The 14,703-nt window shown below is 71.2% G+C and carries 12 protein-coding genes and 2 tRNA genes; 6 read left to right on the top strand and 8 right to left on the bottom strand.

The annotated features are described in order from the left end of the window. Nucleotides 1–287, top strand: a 287-nt coding sequence (locus RB628_RS36185; protein WP_318324879.1) for a tyrosine-type recombinase/integrase, incomplete at its 5' end; no start/stop codon positions are given. 91 nt (nt 288–378) lie between these two features. Here the strand turns inward: RB628_RS36185 and RB628_RS36180 are convergent. Together RB628_RS36180 and RB628_RS36175 are read right to left on the bottom strand one after the other, a co-directional pair. Further along, nucleotides 379–451 (bottom strand) — tRNA-Arg (locus RB628_RS36180). Between the two features lie 194 nt (nt 452–645). After that, nucleotides 646–736: transfer RNA gene (locus RB628_RS36175), tRNA-Ser, on the bottom strand. Between the two features lie 202 nt (nt 737–938). Between RB628_RS36175 and RB628_RS36170 the strand changes: the two genes are divergently transcribed. Further along, on the top strand, nt 939–1,526 hold the full coding sequence (locus RB628_RS36170) for an SSI family serine proteinase inhibitor (protein ID WP_318324878.1): 588 nt from the start codon (nt 939–941) through the stop codon (nt 1,524–1,526). A 282-nt stretch (nt 1,527–1,808) separates the two neighbouring features. Further along, nucleotides 1,809–6,293 (top strand): PAS domain-containing protein, encoded by a 4,485-nt coding sequence (locus tag RB628_RS36165; protein ID WP_318324877.1) that lies wholly within the window; start codon nt 1,809–1,811, stop codon nt 6,291–6,293. Nucleotides 6,294–6,383: 90 nt separating this feature from the next. Here the strand turns inward: RB628_RS36165 and RB628_RS36160 are convergent, their stop codons facing one another. The 6 genes from RB628_RS36160 to RB628_RS36135 form a co-directional block, all read right to left on the bottom strand. Continuing rightward, complete coding sequence (locus tag RB628_RS36160; RefSeq protein ID WP_318324876.1) at nt 6,384–8,060, bottom strand: long-chain fatty acid--CoA ligase; 1,677 nt, start codon at nt 8,058–8,060, stop codon at nt 6,384–6,386. Between the two features lie 156 nt (nt 8,061–8,216). After that, a complete protein-coding gene (locus tag RB628_RS36155) occupies nt 8,217–8,789 on the bottom strand; it encodes a SigE family RNA polymerase sigma factor (protein WP_318324875.1) in 573 nt (190 codons plus the stop codon). Nucleotides 8,790–9,014: 225 nt separating this feature from the next. Then, nucleotides 9,015–10,181, bottom strand: coding sequence for a lipid-transfer protein (locus RB628_RS36150; RefSeq protein ID WP_318324874.1), 1,167 nt, complete (start codon nt 10,179–10,181; stop codon nt 9,015–9,017). Further along, nucleotides 10,178–10,594, bottom strand: a complete 417-nt coding sequence (locus tag RB628_RS36145; RefSeq protein ID WP_318324873.1) for a MaoC family dehydratase — start codon at nt 10,592–10,594, stop codon at nt 10,178–10,180. The genes RB628_RS36150 and RB628_RS36145 overlap by 4 nt, the downstream gene beginning before the upstream one ends. Continuing rightward, a complete protein-coding gene (locus tag RB628_RS36140; protein ID WP_318324872.1) occupies nt 10,591–11,598 on the bottom strand; it encodes a bifunctional MaoC family dehydratase N-terminal/OB-fold nucleic acid binding domain-containing protein in 1,008 nt (335 codons plus the stop codon). Before RB628_RS36140 ends, RB628_RS36145 begins: the two co-directional genes overlap by 4 nt. Nucleotides 11,599–11,763: 165 nt before the next feature. Beyond that, nucleotides 11,764–12,069 carry a hypothetical protein gene (locus tag RB628_RS36135; RefSeq protein WP_318324871.1) on the bottom strand — a complete coding sequence of 102 codons (306 nt, stop codon included), beginning with the start codon at nt 12,067–12,069 and terminating at the stop codon, nt 11,764–11,766. Nucleotides 12,070–12,510: 441 nt separating this feature from the next. Between RB628_RS36135 and RB628_RS36130 the strand changes: the two genes are divergently transcribed. From RB628_RS36130 to RB628_RS36120, 3 genes are all read left to right on the top strand, one after another. Next, nucleotides 12,511–13,377 (top strand): bifunctional DNA primase/polymerase, encoded by an 867-nt coding sequence (locus RB628_RS36130; RefSeq protein WP_318324870.1) that lies wholly within the window; start codon nt 12,511–12,513, stop codon nt 13,375–13,377. 284 nt (nt 13,378–13,661) lie between these two features. Further along, nucleotides 13,662–14,306, top strand: coding sequence for a DUF2975 domain-containing protein (locus tag RB628_RS36125; protein WP_318324869.1), 645 nt, complete (start codon nt 13,662–13,664; stop codon nt 14,304–14,306). Then, the gene (locus RB628_RS36120; RefSeq protein ID WP_318324868.1) at nt 14,306–14,536 is read left to right on the top strand and encodes a helix-turn-helix transcriptional regulator; all 231 of its coding nucleotides are present in this window, start codon (nt 14,306–14,308) and stop codon (nt 14,534–14,536) included. Before RB628_RS36125 ends, RB628_RS36120 begins: the two co-directional genes overlap by 1 nt. The last annotated feature ends 167 nt before the right edge of the window (nt 14,537–14,703 follow it).

The following is a 14,703-nucleotide window of genomic DNA, read 5'->3' as shown; positions in this document are numbered from 1 at the left end:
GATCAGCGGCGAAGGTCTTTCACCTCCGCTCGAAACACAGCGCCTCACGGCGCACGCACGACCTGCGCCACACTTGCGCGTCGCTCCTCCACGAACAGGGCGCAGACGCCCGCATGATCATGGAAGTGCTCGGCCACAGTTCGATCCGCGTGACCATGGACATCTACACGTTCGTACGGCTCGACTCGCAGCGCTCAGCGTTCGACCGCGTAGGGGATGCCCTGAGGGGTGACGGCAACGGCTCAGACGATGACGACGGCGCGGCCGGTGTCCCGGTAGTCGCCTGATCGGCCCACAAAGGCGGTTGCCGTCAAACACTGCCGTCAACGCAAAAACCAGAGGCCCCGTGGATTCCTCCACGGGGCCTCTGGTCTGCTGTGCACTCGGCAGGATTCGAACCTGCAACCTTCTGATCCGTAGTCAGATGCTCTATCCGTTAAGCTACGAGTGCTTGTGTCTTCTGTTGTGTTCGCTCTTCCTTCCGGGCTTTTTGACCCGGTCGGCGTTGCGGGAACAACATTACATGACTGGCGGCGTGAGGTGAAATCCGTTTGTCGCACCCGGCCTGACCTGCGAAAACGGCCGCCAGAGCACTGAAACGGCCGAAGCCCCGGTCAGTGGTGACCAGGGCTTCGGGATCAGGTGCGGAGGCGGAGGGATTTGAACCCTCGATGGGATGTAAGTCCCAAACCGCATTAGCAGTGCGGCGCCATAGACCGGACTAGGCGACGCCTCCAGCACAACCTCCCGCGCGAGCGCGAGTGGTGCGTGCAGATGATGACACAGACGAGCGCGGTGTCACCAATCGCCTCCCACGGTACTAGGCAGGCCGGGCGCAGGGCAAAGCCGTTGTGCCGGCCCCTGCCGCGAGATGTCGCGGGTGCCGCCCCGTGGGCCGGCTCGCGCAACGTCCTTCGACATCAGGCGTTAGTCAGGTCATGTTCAAGCTCACCCCTCACACCGCTCACACCCCTCACGCCTCTCACCCCGTCGCCGCCCTTCCTCCCCGCACCGGCACCGGCACCGGCACCGGCACCGGCACCGGCACCAACGCCCTCCGGCGGATCGTGTTCGCCGCAACCGCCGGCGTCTCCCTCGCCGCCGCCTCCCTCTCCGCGTCGCCTCCGGCCGCGTACGCCGACGCGGGGCCCCAGTCGCGCCCCCTCACACCCTTCGGCCCCCTCGCCCACACGGGGCGTGCCTCCGATCACCTCACCGTCACCGTCCGCGGCACCGGTGGGCGTGGTGACGGGCGGTTCGAGTTGGCCTGTCATCCCGGGGGCGGGAGTCATCCCAGCGTGGAGGATGCCTGCCAGTCCCTCGACCGAGGGGCGCGGTGGGGCAGGGATCCGTTCGCCCCCGTCTCCCCCGACAGCGTCTGCACGATGATGTACGGCGGCCCTGCCACCGCCCATGTGACCGGGACCTGGGCCGGGCGTCCCGTCGACGCCACGTTCGATCGCAGCAACGGATGTCAGATCGCCCGCTGGAACCGGCTCGTACCGGTGCTGCCCGATCTTCGCTGAGCCCCCACCAGACTCCTCGCGCAAGCACCTCTCCCAAGCTCCTGACCGGCACGGCAGGGCCCCCAAGGGCCCTCACTCCACCCTCTCGGGCACCCCGTACCGCATAAGCGGTGTGAAAGGCGCCGCCACAGCGTCTCTGTCACTTCGTCGTGCGACCTCCCTCTCATCCGGCGTCGCGAGCGCAACCACTGCCCTTAGACTCCCTCGCGTGACACGTTGCGGGCCGGTTGGCAAGATGACACCCGCGGTAGGCAAGGTGCGGTAACAGGGAGGAAGCGTCTCGTGAGCAGCAGGCCATCCCGAGGCGCTGCTCGCCTCGCAGCCATACTCGACGCGCTGCCCGATGCGTTGGTGCTGGTCAACGCCAATGGGACCGTCGTCAACGCCAATACGATCGCCCTGGGGGCCTTCGAGACGCCGGGTACCGCCCTCGTCGGGCGCGGGCTGCTCGATCTGCTGCCGCAGTTCGACTCGCGGCTGATCCCCGGCACCATGCGGCGCCCCGACTCCATGGACCCGAACGGGCAGACCAAGCCGACCCGGATGATCGCCCGGCGGACGGACGGGAGCGAGTTTCCCGTCGAGGTCACCAGTGCGAATCTTGAGAACGGCCAGCAGGCGTACGACAGCTACGGCTACACCAATGACGAGCTGCTCATGCTCGTCGTACGCGATCTGTCCGGCACCGTCGACACCGAGGCCGAACTCGCGCGTTCGCAACGTCAGACCGAGATGATCCTGCGTGCCGCTGCGGAGGGGGTCGTCGGGACGGACACCGAGGGACGGGTTGTTCTCGTCAATCCCGCCGCCGCTCAGATACTGGGTTACCGGGCCAGCGATCTCGGCGGGCGCGAGCTCCACACGCTCGTCCTGCACTCGCGCGCCGACGGCGAGCCCTTCCCGTACGGCGAGTCGCCGCTCGCCGACACCCTGCGGTCCGGGCGCAAGCACCGGGTGCGCGGGCAGGTGCTGTGGTCCAAGAGCGGGGACAAGGTCTCCGTCGACCTGACGACCGCGCCCGTCCGGGACGGCGACCAGCTCGTCGGCGCCGTCATGACCTTCACCGACCGGCGTCCGTACGACTCCCTCGCCGACGAGAAGGACGCCGCCGACAAGCTGCACGCGGAGGAGCTGGAGCGGCTCGCCGAGGAGCACGCCTCCGAGCTCACCGCCCTGCGCCAGCAGCACGTCGCCGAGATCGAGCAGCTGCGCGAGGAGCACGAGGAGGAACTCGCCGCGGGCGAGGACCGTTACGCGGCGCTCGCGGAGCGCGAGAAGGACCGGTACGAGGCCCTGGCCGGCCGCCAGGAGCAGCTGCTCGTGCTGCTCGGACGTTCGCTGCGCGGGCCCCTCGACGAACTGCGCCGTGAACTGGCCGCCCTCGCCGCCGACGACGCCGGGCAGCTGTGGCCGGAGGCCAACCAGGTGCTGCACCATCTGTCGGCCGGTTACTCGCGCATCACCACGCTCGTCGACAACGTCCTCTCCTACCAGCGGCTCGACGCGGGCACCGACTCCGTCACCCGTACGAAGGTGATGCTCGACGCGGTCGTGGCCGCCGGTGTCGACGGAGCCGTCGAACTGATCGGGCCCGGGCGCGTCCAGTTCGCCGTGCACGCGCCGCCCATCGAGGCCGAGGTCGATCCGCAGCGCCTCGCCACCGCCCTCGCGCACCTCGTCGCGGACGTCGCCGGCGTCGACGCGACCGGCAACTCGCCGGCCTCCGCGGGCGGTTACATGGACAACACGGTCGTCGTCGCGGCAGCGCAGCGCGGTGAGGTCGTACGGATCGAGGTGCGCGGGCCGTACACCGGGGGAGACCCGGTGCACGAGCCGATCGTGCGCGGGATCGTGCGCGCCCACGGCGGAGTGCTCCAGACGCACGAGGTGCCGGGCATGAGCGGCAGCGCGTACGTCCTTGAGGTGCCCATCGGGGGCGGGGCGGGCGCGGTGGTTGCCGAGGCCGAGGACGAGGCCGAGGAGACCGGCGTCGGCGGCCAGCTCGCCGTGCCCGGGCAGGGCGGAGACAGCAACAGCGGCAACGGTGGCGTCAACCAGCGGCGGCGGGCCCGGCGGTCTTCCGTGGACGCCTTCCTGGACGCCGATGTACCGGAGGGCGCCGTCGAGGCCGAGGCCGACGTCGAGGCCTCTGACTCCGGCGGCGAGGCGGTGGCGCCCACCGGGCGGCGCCGGAGGCGGGTGGCCGAGGAGGCCGCCGCGGCTTCGGGCACCGCTCCGCAGCCCCAGCCCCAGATCCAGCCCGCCGCCGAGGCGGACGGCGGTACCGGGCGCCGGCGTGGCCGGCCCAGCCCTGCCGACGCGGGCGACGCGGGCGGAGGGGACGGTGTCTCCACCGGCGCCGTCGTCATGGCGGGCGAGCAGGGCGCGGGCACCGCTGCCGCCGGCACCGGCCTGGGCGGGACGGTGTCGCCCCGGGGCGTACCCGGCGCTCCGGCACGGCGCGCCGGAGGCGAGCAGCACGCGTTGCCTCCCGCCCTGCCCGCGGCTCCTTCCGGGGCCCCCGGTGCGCAGAGCGCCGCCGACGAGAGCACGGGCGGGCAGCCCACAGGGCGCCGGCGCCGTGCCCTGGCGGCAGCGGCCGAGCGTGGCGCCGCGCAGGAGGCGGGCGCCCGTCCGGTGTTCGCGCTGCCCCCGGCCGAGGCCGACCGGACGGACGAGGGCACCCACGAGACGCCTGCCGGGCCTGTCGGGGACCGGTTCGACGACGGTGGCCGTCATGACGGGCTCACACACGATCCCGACGACGACCACACCCCGCCCCAGCCCCACCCGACATCCGCCCCGACCGGTCGCCGCCGGGCGCGCCACGCCCCGGAGCAGCCGGGGGCCGTGCCTCCGGGCGGGATTCCCGGCCAGGCGGCTCCCGTGCAGGCGAACGCCGCCCAGGCCGCAGCCGGTCCGCAGGGCGGCGTACCGGGGCAGGCGCAGGTCATGCCCGGCCAGGCCCCGCCCGGGCAGTCTGTCCCCGCGGCACAGAACGCGCAGGTCGCACAGGCCGTACCCGGACAGGCAGTTCCCGCGCAGGGGCTCCCCGGGCAGCCGGCGCTCGGCCAGCCGGTCGCGCAGCCCGTACCCGGCCAGCCCGTCCCGGCACAGGGCGTCCAGGGCCAGCAGGTTCCCCAACAGGTCCCGCAGCAGGCCCCCCAGGGCGTTTCCCAGGCCATTGCCCAGCAGGTCCCGGCGCAGGGTACGGCGTCCCAGCCCGCCCTCGCCCCCGGCCAGGCGATCCCGGCCCAGGCGGCCCCCGCCGCCCAGCCCCAGCCCTGGCCCCCGTCCGACGACGAGACCCCGGACGTCGGCATCCCCGTACAGCAGAGCCTGAACGCGAACGCCCCGGCCGCCGCTCCCGCGCCCGCCCCCCAGGCGGTAGCCGCCCCGCTTCCTCCCGAGCGTGCCGGGCAGCCCCGGCCCGGGCAGGCGCCGCCCGCCGAGGCCGCCGCCGCGCCGGTCGACCCCAACTCGACGCAGGGGCAGGCGATCAGTGTGCGGACGCTCGGGCAAGGGGTGGCGTTCAGCCGACAGGCGGCGCAGGTGCAGGCGCCGGGCCGGCCGCAGCCCGCGACGCCCCCGCACGGCACCAACGGCTCGAACGGCTCCGGCCGCCGCCGCAAGCTCGGTACGCGCCCCGAACCCGCCGCCGGACAGCCGGAGACGACGGCCCGCCCCCACCCGCAGCCGGGTCAGGCGGCCACCGCCACGCCTCCGGCGGCGCAGGTCCCGCCCGTCGCGCCGACCCCGGCGCAACCCTCCCTGGCCGGCCAGGCGCCCCTGCCGGGTCAGCCCTCCCTCGCCGGACAAGCACCGCTCGCCCAGGTGCCGTTGCCCGCGCAGCCCTCGCTCGCCGGGCAGACGCAGCTCACCCCGGGCGCTCCGCGGCTGCCGGGGTTCACCGAGGGGGCCGGGCGTTCGTACGCCATAGGAGCACCGGACGAGAACGCCGCCGAGGGGCCCGAGCCGCTCGACGGGCCGGGCGGTGCCGTCGAGGTCTCCGACCAGCCGCAGCCGCGGCCGATGGACGACGAGTTGCCGCCGGAGCCGCTGGACAATCCGCGTCGGCTGCTGGTGTGGCCCGCGCCGGATGTCACCACGCAACAGGCGCTCAGCGACCGCGGATACCGGCCCGTCATCGTGCATTCGCGTGAGGAGGTCGCCGCGCAGATCGCTGCCTTCCCGGCGGCACTGTTCGTCGATCCGCTGACCGGGCCGATCACCCGGACCGCCCTCCAGTCGCTGCGCCAGGCGGCCGTGGCCGCCGAGGTGCCGGTACTGGTCACGGCGGGACTCGGGCAGGCGACGCGCGAGGCGGCGTACGGCGCCGACCCCGCCGTACTCCTGAAGGCGCTCGCCCCTCGTGACAGTGAGCAGCACCCTCCGCGGGTACTGCTCATCGAGGAGCACGCGGAGATCGCGCTCGCGCTCACGGCGTCGCTGGAGCGGCGCGGGATGCAGGTCGCGCGGGCCGCGAGTGACGCCGACGCGGTCACGCTGGCCTCGCAGTTGCGGCCGAACCTGGTGGTCATGGACCTGCTTCAGGTGCGGCGCCGCAGGGCCGGAATCGTGGACTGGCTGCGGGCGAACGGGCAGTTGAATCGCACTCCGCTGGTCGTCTACACAGCCGCCGTCGACCAGGCCGACCTGCCGAGGCTCGCCTCGGGCGAGACGGTGCTGTTCCTCGCCGAGCGGTCCACCAGTACCGAGGTGCAGAGCCGGATCGTCGATCTGCTCGCGCGTATCGGAACCAATTGACCGGGACCGATCAGTACATTCCGTACGCGGGTTGGGGCAGTGTTTCACGTGAAACACTGCCCCAACGCGTATGTCAGCGGCGGTCGGCCGTCAGAGCTTGGTGACGTCCAGCTCGCCCTCCGCGTACTGCTTGCGCAGGACCTTCTTGTCGAACTTGCCGACGCTCGTCTTCGGCACCGACTCGATGATCGTCCAGCGCTCCGGGAGCTGCCACTTGGCGATCTTGCCCTCGTCGGCGAGGAAGGCACGCAGGGACGTGAAGTCGGCGGTGGAGCCCTCCGAGAGGACGACGGTGGCCAGCGGGCGTTCGCCCCACTTGTCGTCGGGGACGGCCACCACGGCCGCCTCCATGACGTCCGGGTGGGCCATGAGGGCGTTCTCCAGGTCGACGGACGAGATCCACTCGCCGCCGGACTTGATGACGTCCTTGGCACGGTCGGTGAGCGTCAGGAAGCCGTCGGGGCTGATGGTGCCCACGTCGCCCGTCTTGAGCCAGCCGTCCTCGCTGAACTTGTCGGCGGGGCGCAGGGGTTCGCCTTCGGGGCCGTTGTAGTAGGAGCCCGCGATCCACGGGCCGCGCACCTCCAGCTCGCCGGCCGACTCGCCGTCCCAGGGGAGCCGTTCGCCGCCGGGGCCGCTCAGCCGGGCCTCGACGCTCGTCGGGAAGCGGCCCTGCGTGAGGCGGTACGCGAACTCCGTCTCCGTGCCCACCGCATGGGCCGGCGGCCGGGCGATCGTGCCGAGTGGAGAGGTCTCCGTCATGCCCCAGGCGTGACAGACGCGCATGCCCAGCTTGTCGAAGGCGGCCATGAGGGCGGGCGGGCAGGCGGAGCCGCCGATGGTGACCTGGGTGAGGGACGAGACGTCCCGGGGGCGTGCGGTGAGCTCCCCGAGCAGGCCCTGCCAGATGGTGGGGACGGCCGCTGCGTGCGTCGGCCGAATCTTCTCGATCATCTCGGCGAGCGGGGCGGGTTGCAGGAACCGGTCCGGCATCAGCATGTTGACGCCGGTCATGAAGGTCGCGTGGGGCAGGCCCCAGGCGTTCACGTGGAATTGGGGGACTACGACGAGGGAGGTGTCCTCGTCGGTCAGACCCATGGACTGGGCCATGTTGACCTGGAGGGAGTGCAGGTAGATGGAGCGGTGCGAGAACACCACACCCTTGGGGTCGCCCGTCGTCCCGGAGGTGTAGCACATGGCGGCGCCCGTGCGTTCGTCCAGCTCGGGCCAGTCGTAACCGGTCGGCTTTCCGGCGACTAGGTCCTCGTACTCGTGCACCTGGGCGTGCGACCCGGCGAGAACGGAACGGTCACCGGGGCCGGAGATCACCACGTGCTCGACCGTCTTGAGGTGCGGGAGCAGCGGAGCGAGCAGCGGCAGCAGCGAGCCGTTGGCGATGATCACCTTGTCGGCGGCGTGGTTGACGATCCAGGCCAGCTGCTCGGGGGGCAGCCGCAGGTTGAGGGTGTGGAGGACCGCGCCCATGGACGGGATCGCGAAGTAGGCCTCGACATGCTCGGGGTTGTTCCACATCAGGGTGGCCACACGCTCGTCGCCGACGACTCCCAGGTCGTCGCGCAGGGCGTGGGCGAGCTGTGCCGTCCGGGCCCCGATCTCGGCGAAGGAACGGCGCTGCGGTTCAGCGTCGCCGGTCCAGGTGATGACCTGCGAGTCGCCGTGGATCGTCGACCCATGGGTCAGGATCCTTGAGATCAGCAGCGGTACGTCCTGCATGGTGCTCAGCACGGCGTCCTCCCGGGGCTTCATTGCCTACTCGGTGGTAAAGGTTGTGCTGATTCTGCGCACATACCGAGCGGTACGTCACTAGGAGGGAGTGATCGATCAGATCACGTCGTGCTGCGGGAACTATCGGCGGTCGCAAGAGGTTCCCGTTCCGGAACCAACGGGCGGAGCCGGCGGAGGCTACCGGGCGAGCACCAGCTCAGGGTCCTCGCGCAGCTTGCCCAGCGCCCGCGAGACGGCCGACTTGACCGTGCCCACCGAAACCCCGAGCACCTCGGCCGTCTGGACCTCGCTCAGATCCTCGTAGTACCGCAGCACCACCATCGCCCGCTGCCGCGCCGGCAGCTTCATGATCGCGCGCCACATCGCGTCGTGCAGCACCTGGTGCTCCGCCGGATCGCCCACCGGCGTTCCCTCGGGCTCCGGCAGCTCGTCGCAGACGAACTCGTCGACCTTGCGCTTCCGCCACTGCGACGTCCGTGTGTTCAGCAGTGCCCTGCGGACATAGCCGTCGAGCGCACGGTGGTCCTCGATCCGCTCCCACGCGACGTACGTCTTGGTGAGCGCGGTCTGCAGCAGGTCCTCCGCGTCGCTCGGATTCGCGGTGAGCGACCGGGCGGTGCGCAGCAGCACCGGGCGGCGGGCCTTCACGTACGACGCGAACGACGGGTACGAGGTGTACGACGCGAACGACAGGGTCTGCGTCGCGGGCGTAGCCGCGTTCGAAGCGCTGGTGCAGACGGGTGTGGTCATGGCTCTACGCTAGGTTCGGACCCTGCTCGGGCGGATCGGCCGCAGGTCCCGAAGCCGCGTCCGCCTCAGGTTGTAGGAAGGGGGCTGGCTCCACCTCCTGAAGGTGGAGGCAGGGTACGGGGCTATGAGGGTTCACCCCTCAGGGGTCGTACGGCAGTAGTACGGAGGCTGCTCCTCCAGTAGTAGTGACAGCCCTGGGCGGTGCGGTCGGCCGGACGGGCGCGCTCACCCGGCGGCCTCCAGCACCAGCCCCGAAGTCGGCACCCCTGTACCCGCTGTGACCAGCGCTCTTTCCGCGCCCGACACCTGGTTCACGGAGGTCCCGCGCAGCTGCCGTACCGCCTCCGCGATGCCGTTCATGCCGTGCAGGTACGCCTCCCCGAGCTGACCCCCGTGCGTGTTCAGGGGCAGCCCCTCCGCCGCGACGAAATCCGCCGCCTCGCCTGGCGCGCAGAAGCCGAACTCCTCCAGCTGCATCAGCACGAACGGAGTGAAGTGGTCGTACAGGATGGCGACGTCGATGTCGGCCGGGCCCACCCCGGCGGTCCGCCACAACTGGCGCGCCACCACGCCCATCTCCGGGAGCCCGGTGAGGTCGTCGCGGTAGAAGCTCGTCATCTGCTCCTGCGCGCGGCCGGCGCCCTGGGCCGCCGCTGCGACGACGGCCGGCCGGTGCCGCAGCTCGCGCGCCCGTTCGACGGACGTGACGACGACCGCCTGGCCGCCGTCCGTCTCCTGGCAGCAGTCCAGCAGCCGCAGCGGCTCGGCGATCCAGCGCGAGGCCGCGTGGTCGGCGAGGGTGATGGGCCTGCCGTGGAACCAGGCGGCCGGATTGGTCGCCGCGTACTTCCGGCCGCGCACGGCGACCTGCCCGAACGCCTCCGCCGACAACCCGTACGCGTACAGGTACCGCTGCGCCGCCATCGCCACCCAGGAGGCGGGCGTGAGCAGCCCGAACGGCAGCGACCAGCCGAGCGCCACCCCCTCGGCCGACGGCTCCCGCCGCTGCACCCCCGACCCGAACCGCCGCCCCGAGCGCTCGTTGAAGGCCCGGTAGCAGACGACTACCTCGGCCACCCCGGCCGCGACGGCGAGCGCCGCCTGCTGCACGGTCGCGCAGGCGGCGCCCCCGCCGTAGTGGACCCGGGAGAAGAAGGACAGCTCCCCGATGCCGGCGGCCTGCGCGACGGTGATCTCCGGGCTGGTGTCCATCGTGAACGTGACCAAGCCGTCCACGTCGGCCGGCGTCAGCCCGGCGTCGTCGAGCGCGGCGCGCACCGCCTCCACGGCCAGCCGCAGCTCGCTGCGCCCCGAGTCCTTGGAGAACTCGGTGGCCCCGATGCCGGCGATGGCCGTACGGCCGCCGAGGTCGTCGCGTGCGTGCAGGGTCACGGCGTGCCTCCCGGCAGGGACGACGGGGGTGGCTGAAGGATGGAGACGGTCACCGTGCCGGAGACATGGCGACCGATCCCGTTGGCCCCCAGGACGCGTACGACAGCCGTGTCGCCGTCTGCCTCCTCGATACGGCCGGTCAACACCATGGTGTCGCCGGGGTAGTTGGGGGCGCCGAGTCGGATGGCGACCCTGTGCAGGACCGCGGTGGGGCCGAAGCAGTCGGTGACGTACCGTCCCACCAGCCCGTTCGTGGTGAGGATGTTCATGAAGATGTCGGGGGACCCCTTCGCCCGCGCCAACTCGGCGTCGTGGTGCACGTCCTGGAAGTCACGGGAGGCGATCGCCCCGGCGACGATCAGCGTTCGCGTGATCGCGATCTCCAGCGGCGGCAGCTCGTCCCCGGCCCTCATCCGCTCACCTCCGCGGAAAGATCGCCCCGGAACACCGGAAGCGCCGGCTGGCCCTCCTCGTACCGCACGAACTCCAGCCGCACGGGCATCCCGATCCGCACCTTGTCGTACGGCACGCCCACCACGTTGCTGACGATCCGCACGCCCTCAGCCAGCTCGATCAGCCCGACCGCGTAGGGCGGGTCGAAGGCCGGGAAGGGCGGGTGATGCAGGACGACATACGAGAAGACGGTGCCGTCGCCGCATGCCTCGACGGTGTCCCAGTCACCGCTGCCGCAGGCGTTGCAGCCCGGCAGCCAGGGGAAACGGAGAGCGCGGCATCCGAGGCACCGCTGGATGAGCAGCTGGTGGCGGTCGACACCGTCCCAGAAGCCGGCGTTGTCGCGGTTGACGACCGGCCGGGGGCGCGTGGCCGGTGCCTTCTGCCCCGCAGGTGTCTCAGGCGCGCGCGAGGGGGCGTCCTCGCGTACCGGCGCGTACTTGAGTATCCGGAAGCGATGGGTGCCCACCGGCTCACCGCCCACTCGTACATCCGTCCGGGTCGTGACGAAGTACCCGGTGCCGAGCTTGGTGGTCTTGGGCCCGGAGACGGACTCGACGACCGAATCGAACGCGATCCGGTCCCCCGGCCGCAGGGGCCGCAGATACTCCTGCTCGCAGTCGGTGGCCACGACCGAGGTGCAGCCGGCGCCGTCGAGCAGCGCGAGCAGTTCCTCGTACGCGGCCGAGCGGCCAGGATTCCCGGAGAGGCCGCCCATTGTCCACACCTGGAGCATGGTGGCCGGCGCGACGGCGTCCGGCCCTGCGTACGCCGTACTGCTGTCGCCCAGCGCCTCGCACCAGTGCCGGATCATCGGCTCGTTGACGGCATCCCTGCCGACACCGCCGACGACTGCGGGGCGCCCCTCGAACGCGGCGAGCCGCTCGGCGAGTTGCTCGGCGAGTTGCTCGCCGGGCGGATCATCAGGTCGACGATTGGGCCGATGACTGGGTAGGTGACTCACGGTTTCTGACTGTCCGTCAGATACTGGAGGGTGTCAAGAGTACGGAAACGTCTGCGCGGCGGCACGAAGTACGTGCCGCCGCGCAGACGCGTTACCACCCCATGAAGCGCCCCCCACAAGGGAGTTCAGGCCGGCCGGGGACCCACACCCCGGCCGGCCCACGGCTCACCAGAGGTTGGTGAAGTTGACGACGGCGTTGGACTGGTCGATCGCCGTGAACGCGGAGCCGTTGACCTGCGCGGTGTTGTTCTGGTTCGAGGCACCGGAGCCGACCGCCTGCTGTTGCGAGGTGGACGAGTTGCCGTTGTTGTCACCGCCCACACCGCTGCCGATGATGCCGGCTACGGCCGCGTTCGATCCGTCGTCCGCGAAGGCGCCGTTGTCCGCCGACGCGACGCCACTGAAGAGCGCGGCGGCGAGGGGCAGGGCCGAGACGGCGGCGAGAACGCGGGCGGTACGGATGCTTGCCATGCTGTTCCTCCAGAACAGGTACGCCCCGGCTCCCAGTGCCGGACCGCACGAAGTGCGTGTGATGCGTGATCTGTGCGCGTGATGCACGATGCGCGATGCGCGAAGTACCTTTGATACCAAGGCAGTTGGCCACCCTCCTCGGTGTTTGCATCGCCGCTGTGCACTGCGTCGCGAGATCAGGATTGCCCACCGAATCCCCGGCGAACCACCCCGGAACCACTTATTCCCCCTGAAGCGTGATGACAAGTCGATAAACCCCCCTTGGCGTCACTGAAGCCGCAGGTCCGGTCGGGAAGGGTCATTCAGGCCACGCCGCCGGGGTGAAACCCAAGGGGCGCAAGGGGCGCAGCCTTCCCGCACATTTCGAGCCATTCCCCCAGCACGGTCACGACGAGGGGGTACACCCTTCCCTTTTTCGAACATGAGTACGAACATGAAGGCATGGCCACCACAGACCGGCAGGCCACGACGCTGGCCCTCGCCCATGCCCTCTCAGCCGCCGAACGCGGCCTGGCCGTCATCCCCCTGTCCCGGACAAAACTCCCGGCCCTGCGCTCCCCCCACCGCGACGACCCGACGCACGCCCCGTGCCACGGCGAGTGCGGAAGCCTCGGCCACGGCGTGTACGACGCCACGACCGACCCGTCCCGCATCCGTGAACTCTTCGCCGCCGCCCCCTGGGCCACCGGCTACGGCATCGCCTGCGGTCTGCCCCCGCACCACCTCATCGGCATCGACCTGGACACCAAGTCGGGCACGGACTCCTCCGCGGCCCTGCGCGAACTGGCCCTGCGCCACCTGTTCACGATCCCCGAGACGGTGGTCGTCCTGACCCCGTCCGGCGGCCGTCACCTCTGGCTGACCGGCCCCCCGGACGCCGTGGTCCCCAACTCGGCGAGCAGACTGGCCCCCGGCATCGACATCAGAGGAGCCGGCGGCTACCTCGTCGGCCCCGGCTCCCGCACCGAACACGGTGCCTACGGCACGGCCCCCGGCACGGCCCACCTGACCCCGGCCCCCTGCCCACCGTCCCTCCTGCGCCTCCTCGTCCCCCCGCCCCGCACCCACCGCTCCACGCTCCCAGCACCGGCCGAACACGGCCAAGGCCTGGTCCACTTCGTCCTCGCGGCCCACGAGGGCCAACGCAACACCCGCCTCTTCTGGGCAGCCTGCCGCGCCTACGAGAACGGCCTCGGCCCCGGCCTGCTGGCCCCCTTGGTGGACGCGGCCGTCCAGACAGGCCTGACGGAACGGGAAGCACGGGCGACTGTGGCTTCGGCGGCGCGGATGACGGGGTGGCGGAGGTGAAACTCCGGGGAAGCGGTCCCTTCTCGGTCCCAGGGCGTCCCCATGCCGCTGACCAGCATCGTCCTCACCTCGGGCCGCTCCATAGAGCTGACCGATCTCCGCCTCTCGTCGACGTACGGCGGCTTCCTGGAGGGGTATCCGTGCAGGCTCCCGCACCGCCTGGGCGCTCGGCCACCTCCCCGAGTTCACCCAGTTTCGGCAGGCGCAGGTGGTTGCGCGGCCGCGCCGACACCCTTATCGTTTTTCAATAACATCGATAAACGATAAGGGGGTGGGGTATGGGCATGTTGAACAGACCCTCGGGGCGGCAGGACCCGCTGGAGCCCATCGAGTTCGCGGTGACACTGGTGTGCGCTGTGGCCGCCGGCCTGCTGGCGCTGCTCGTGCTGGCCTCGCTGGTCCTCGATGATGCGAGCCTGTGGTTCTTCGACATGCCTGCGGTGTGCGTCACGGACACCGCCATGTCCGGCTCCAGCAGCGCGCTGGACGGAGCGTTCGGCTCCTATCCCGGGGTGAGCATCACCGTGAACGGCCCCCAGTTCTGTCTCGACGATCCCTCCGCCGGACAGCGGGCGCTGCATCTGGCCGGGCTCACCACCTCGTGGGGATGGAACGCCGGCGCGTTCGTCTTCGCCCTGCTGCTGATCCGCCGGGCCCGCAGGCACGGGCCGTTCACGAAGCGGACCGCCCGCGGGCTGAACGCCTTCGGCTGGTACCTGGCGGCGGGCGCCGCCGTGCTCCACGTCGGCGGGGCCGTGGTGGGCGGCCTTCTCCTGCGCGACATGACGGAGTACTGGCCGTTCGCCATGCTGCTCGATCCGGGGCACGTACCCTGGGCCGCGCTCTTCACCGGCATCGGCCTGATCACCTTCGCCCGGTTGATGCGGCTGGCCACCGCCATGCGCGAGGACCTGGAGGGAGTCGTCTAGTGTCCCCCGCCGACGCCGACCCGCACGCCATCGAGATCCACCTCGACAAGCTCCTGGCCGAGCACGGCATGACCCTGACCGAACTGGCCGAGCGGGTCGGCGTCACCATTGCCAACTTGTCCGTGCTGAAGAACGGCAGAGCCAAGGCCATCCGCTTCAGCACCCTGACCCGGCTCTGTGAAGTCCTCGACTGCCAGCCCGGCGACCTGCTCACCCACCGCAAGCCCTGACGAGACCCAATCCAACGCCCGCCTGCGGTGCGACCCGGGGGTTCGACGTTCATCGCGTACTACAACCATGAGCGCCTGCACTCGGGCATCGGCTGGCACACCCCCGCCTCCGTCCACTTCGGGACCGCCGAGGAGGTCCGCGACCAGCGCGCGGTCACTCTCGCCGA

The sequence above is a fragment of the Streptomyces sp. ADMS genome (assembly GCF_033441795.1).
In the GTDB taxonomy this organism is placed as follows: domain Bacteria; phylum Actinomycetota; class Actinomycetes; order Streptomycetales; family Streptomycetaceae; genus Streptomyces.
Note: the sequence above shows the minus strand (reverse complement) of the source record. Positions and strands in the feature narration are given on the sequence as shown.

Excerpts from the sequence above, each read along its gene's own strand:
- RB628_RS36170 (WP_318324878.1), top strand. The coding sequence starts at position 939 with ATGTTCAAGCTCACCCCTCACACCGCTCACACCCCTCACGCCTCTCAC.
- RB628_RS36160 (WP_318324876.1), bottom strand. The coding sequence starts at position 8,060 with ATGAAGCCCCGGGAGGACGCCGTGCTGAGCACCATGCAGGACGTACCG.
- RB628_RS36155 (WP_318324875.1), bottom strand. The coding sequence starts at position 8,789 with ATGACCACACCCGTCTGCACCAGCGCTTCGAACGCGGCTACGCCCGCG.
- RB628_RS36145 (WP_318324873.1), bottom strand. The coding sequence starts at position 10,594 with ATGAGGGCCGGGGACGAGCTGCCGCCGCTGGAGATCGCGATCACGCGA.
- RB628_RS36135 (WP_318324871.1), bottom strand. The coding sequence starts at position 12,069 with ATGGCAAGCATCCGTACCGCCCGCGTTCTCGCCGCCGTCTCGGCCCTG.
- RB628_RS36130 (WP_318324870.1), top strand. The coding sequence starts at position 12,511 with ATGGCCACCACAGACCGGCAGGCCACGACGCTGGCCCTCGCCCATGCC.
- RB628_RS36125 (WP_318324869.1), top strand. The coding sequence starts at position 13,662 with ATGTTGAACAGACCCTCGGGGCGGCAGGACCCGCTGGAGCCCATCGAG.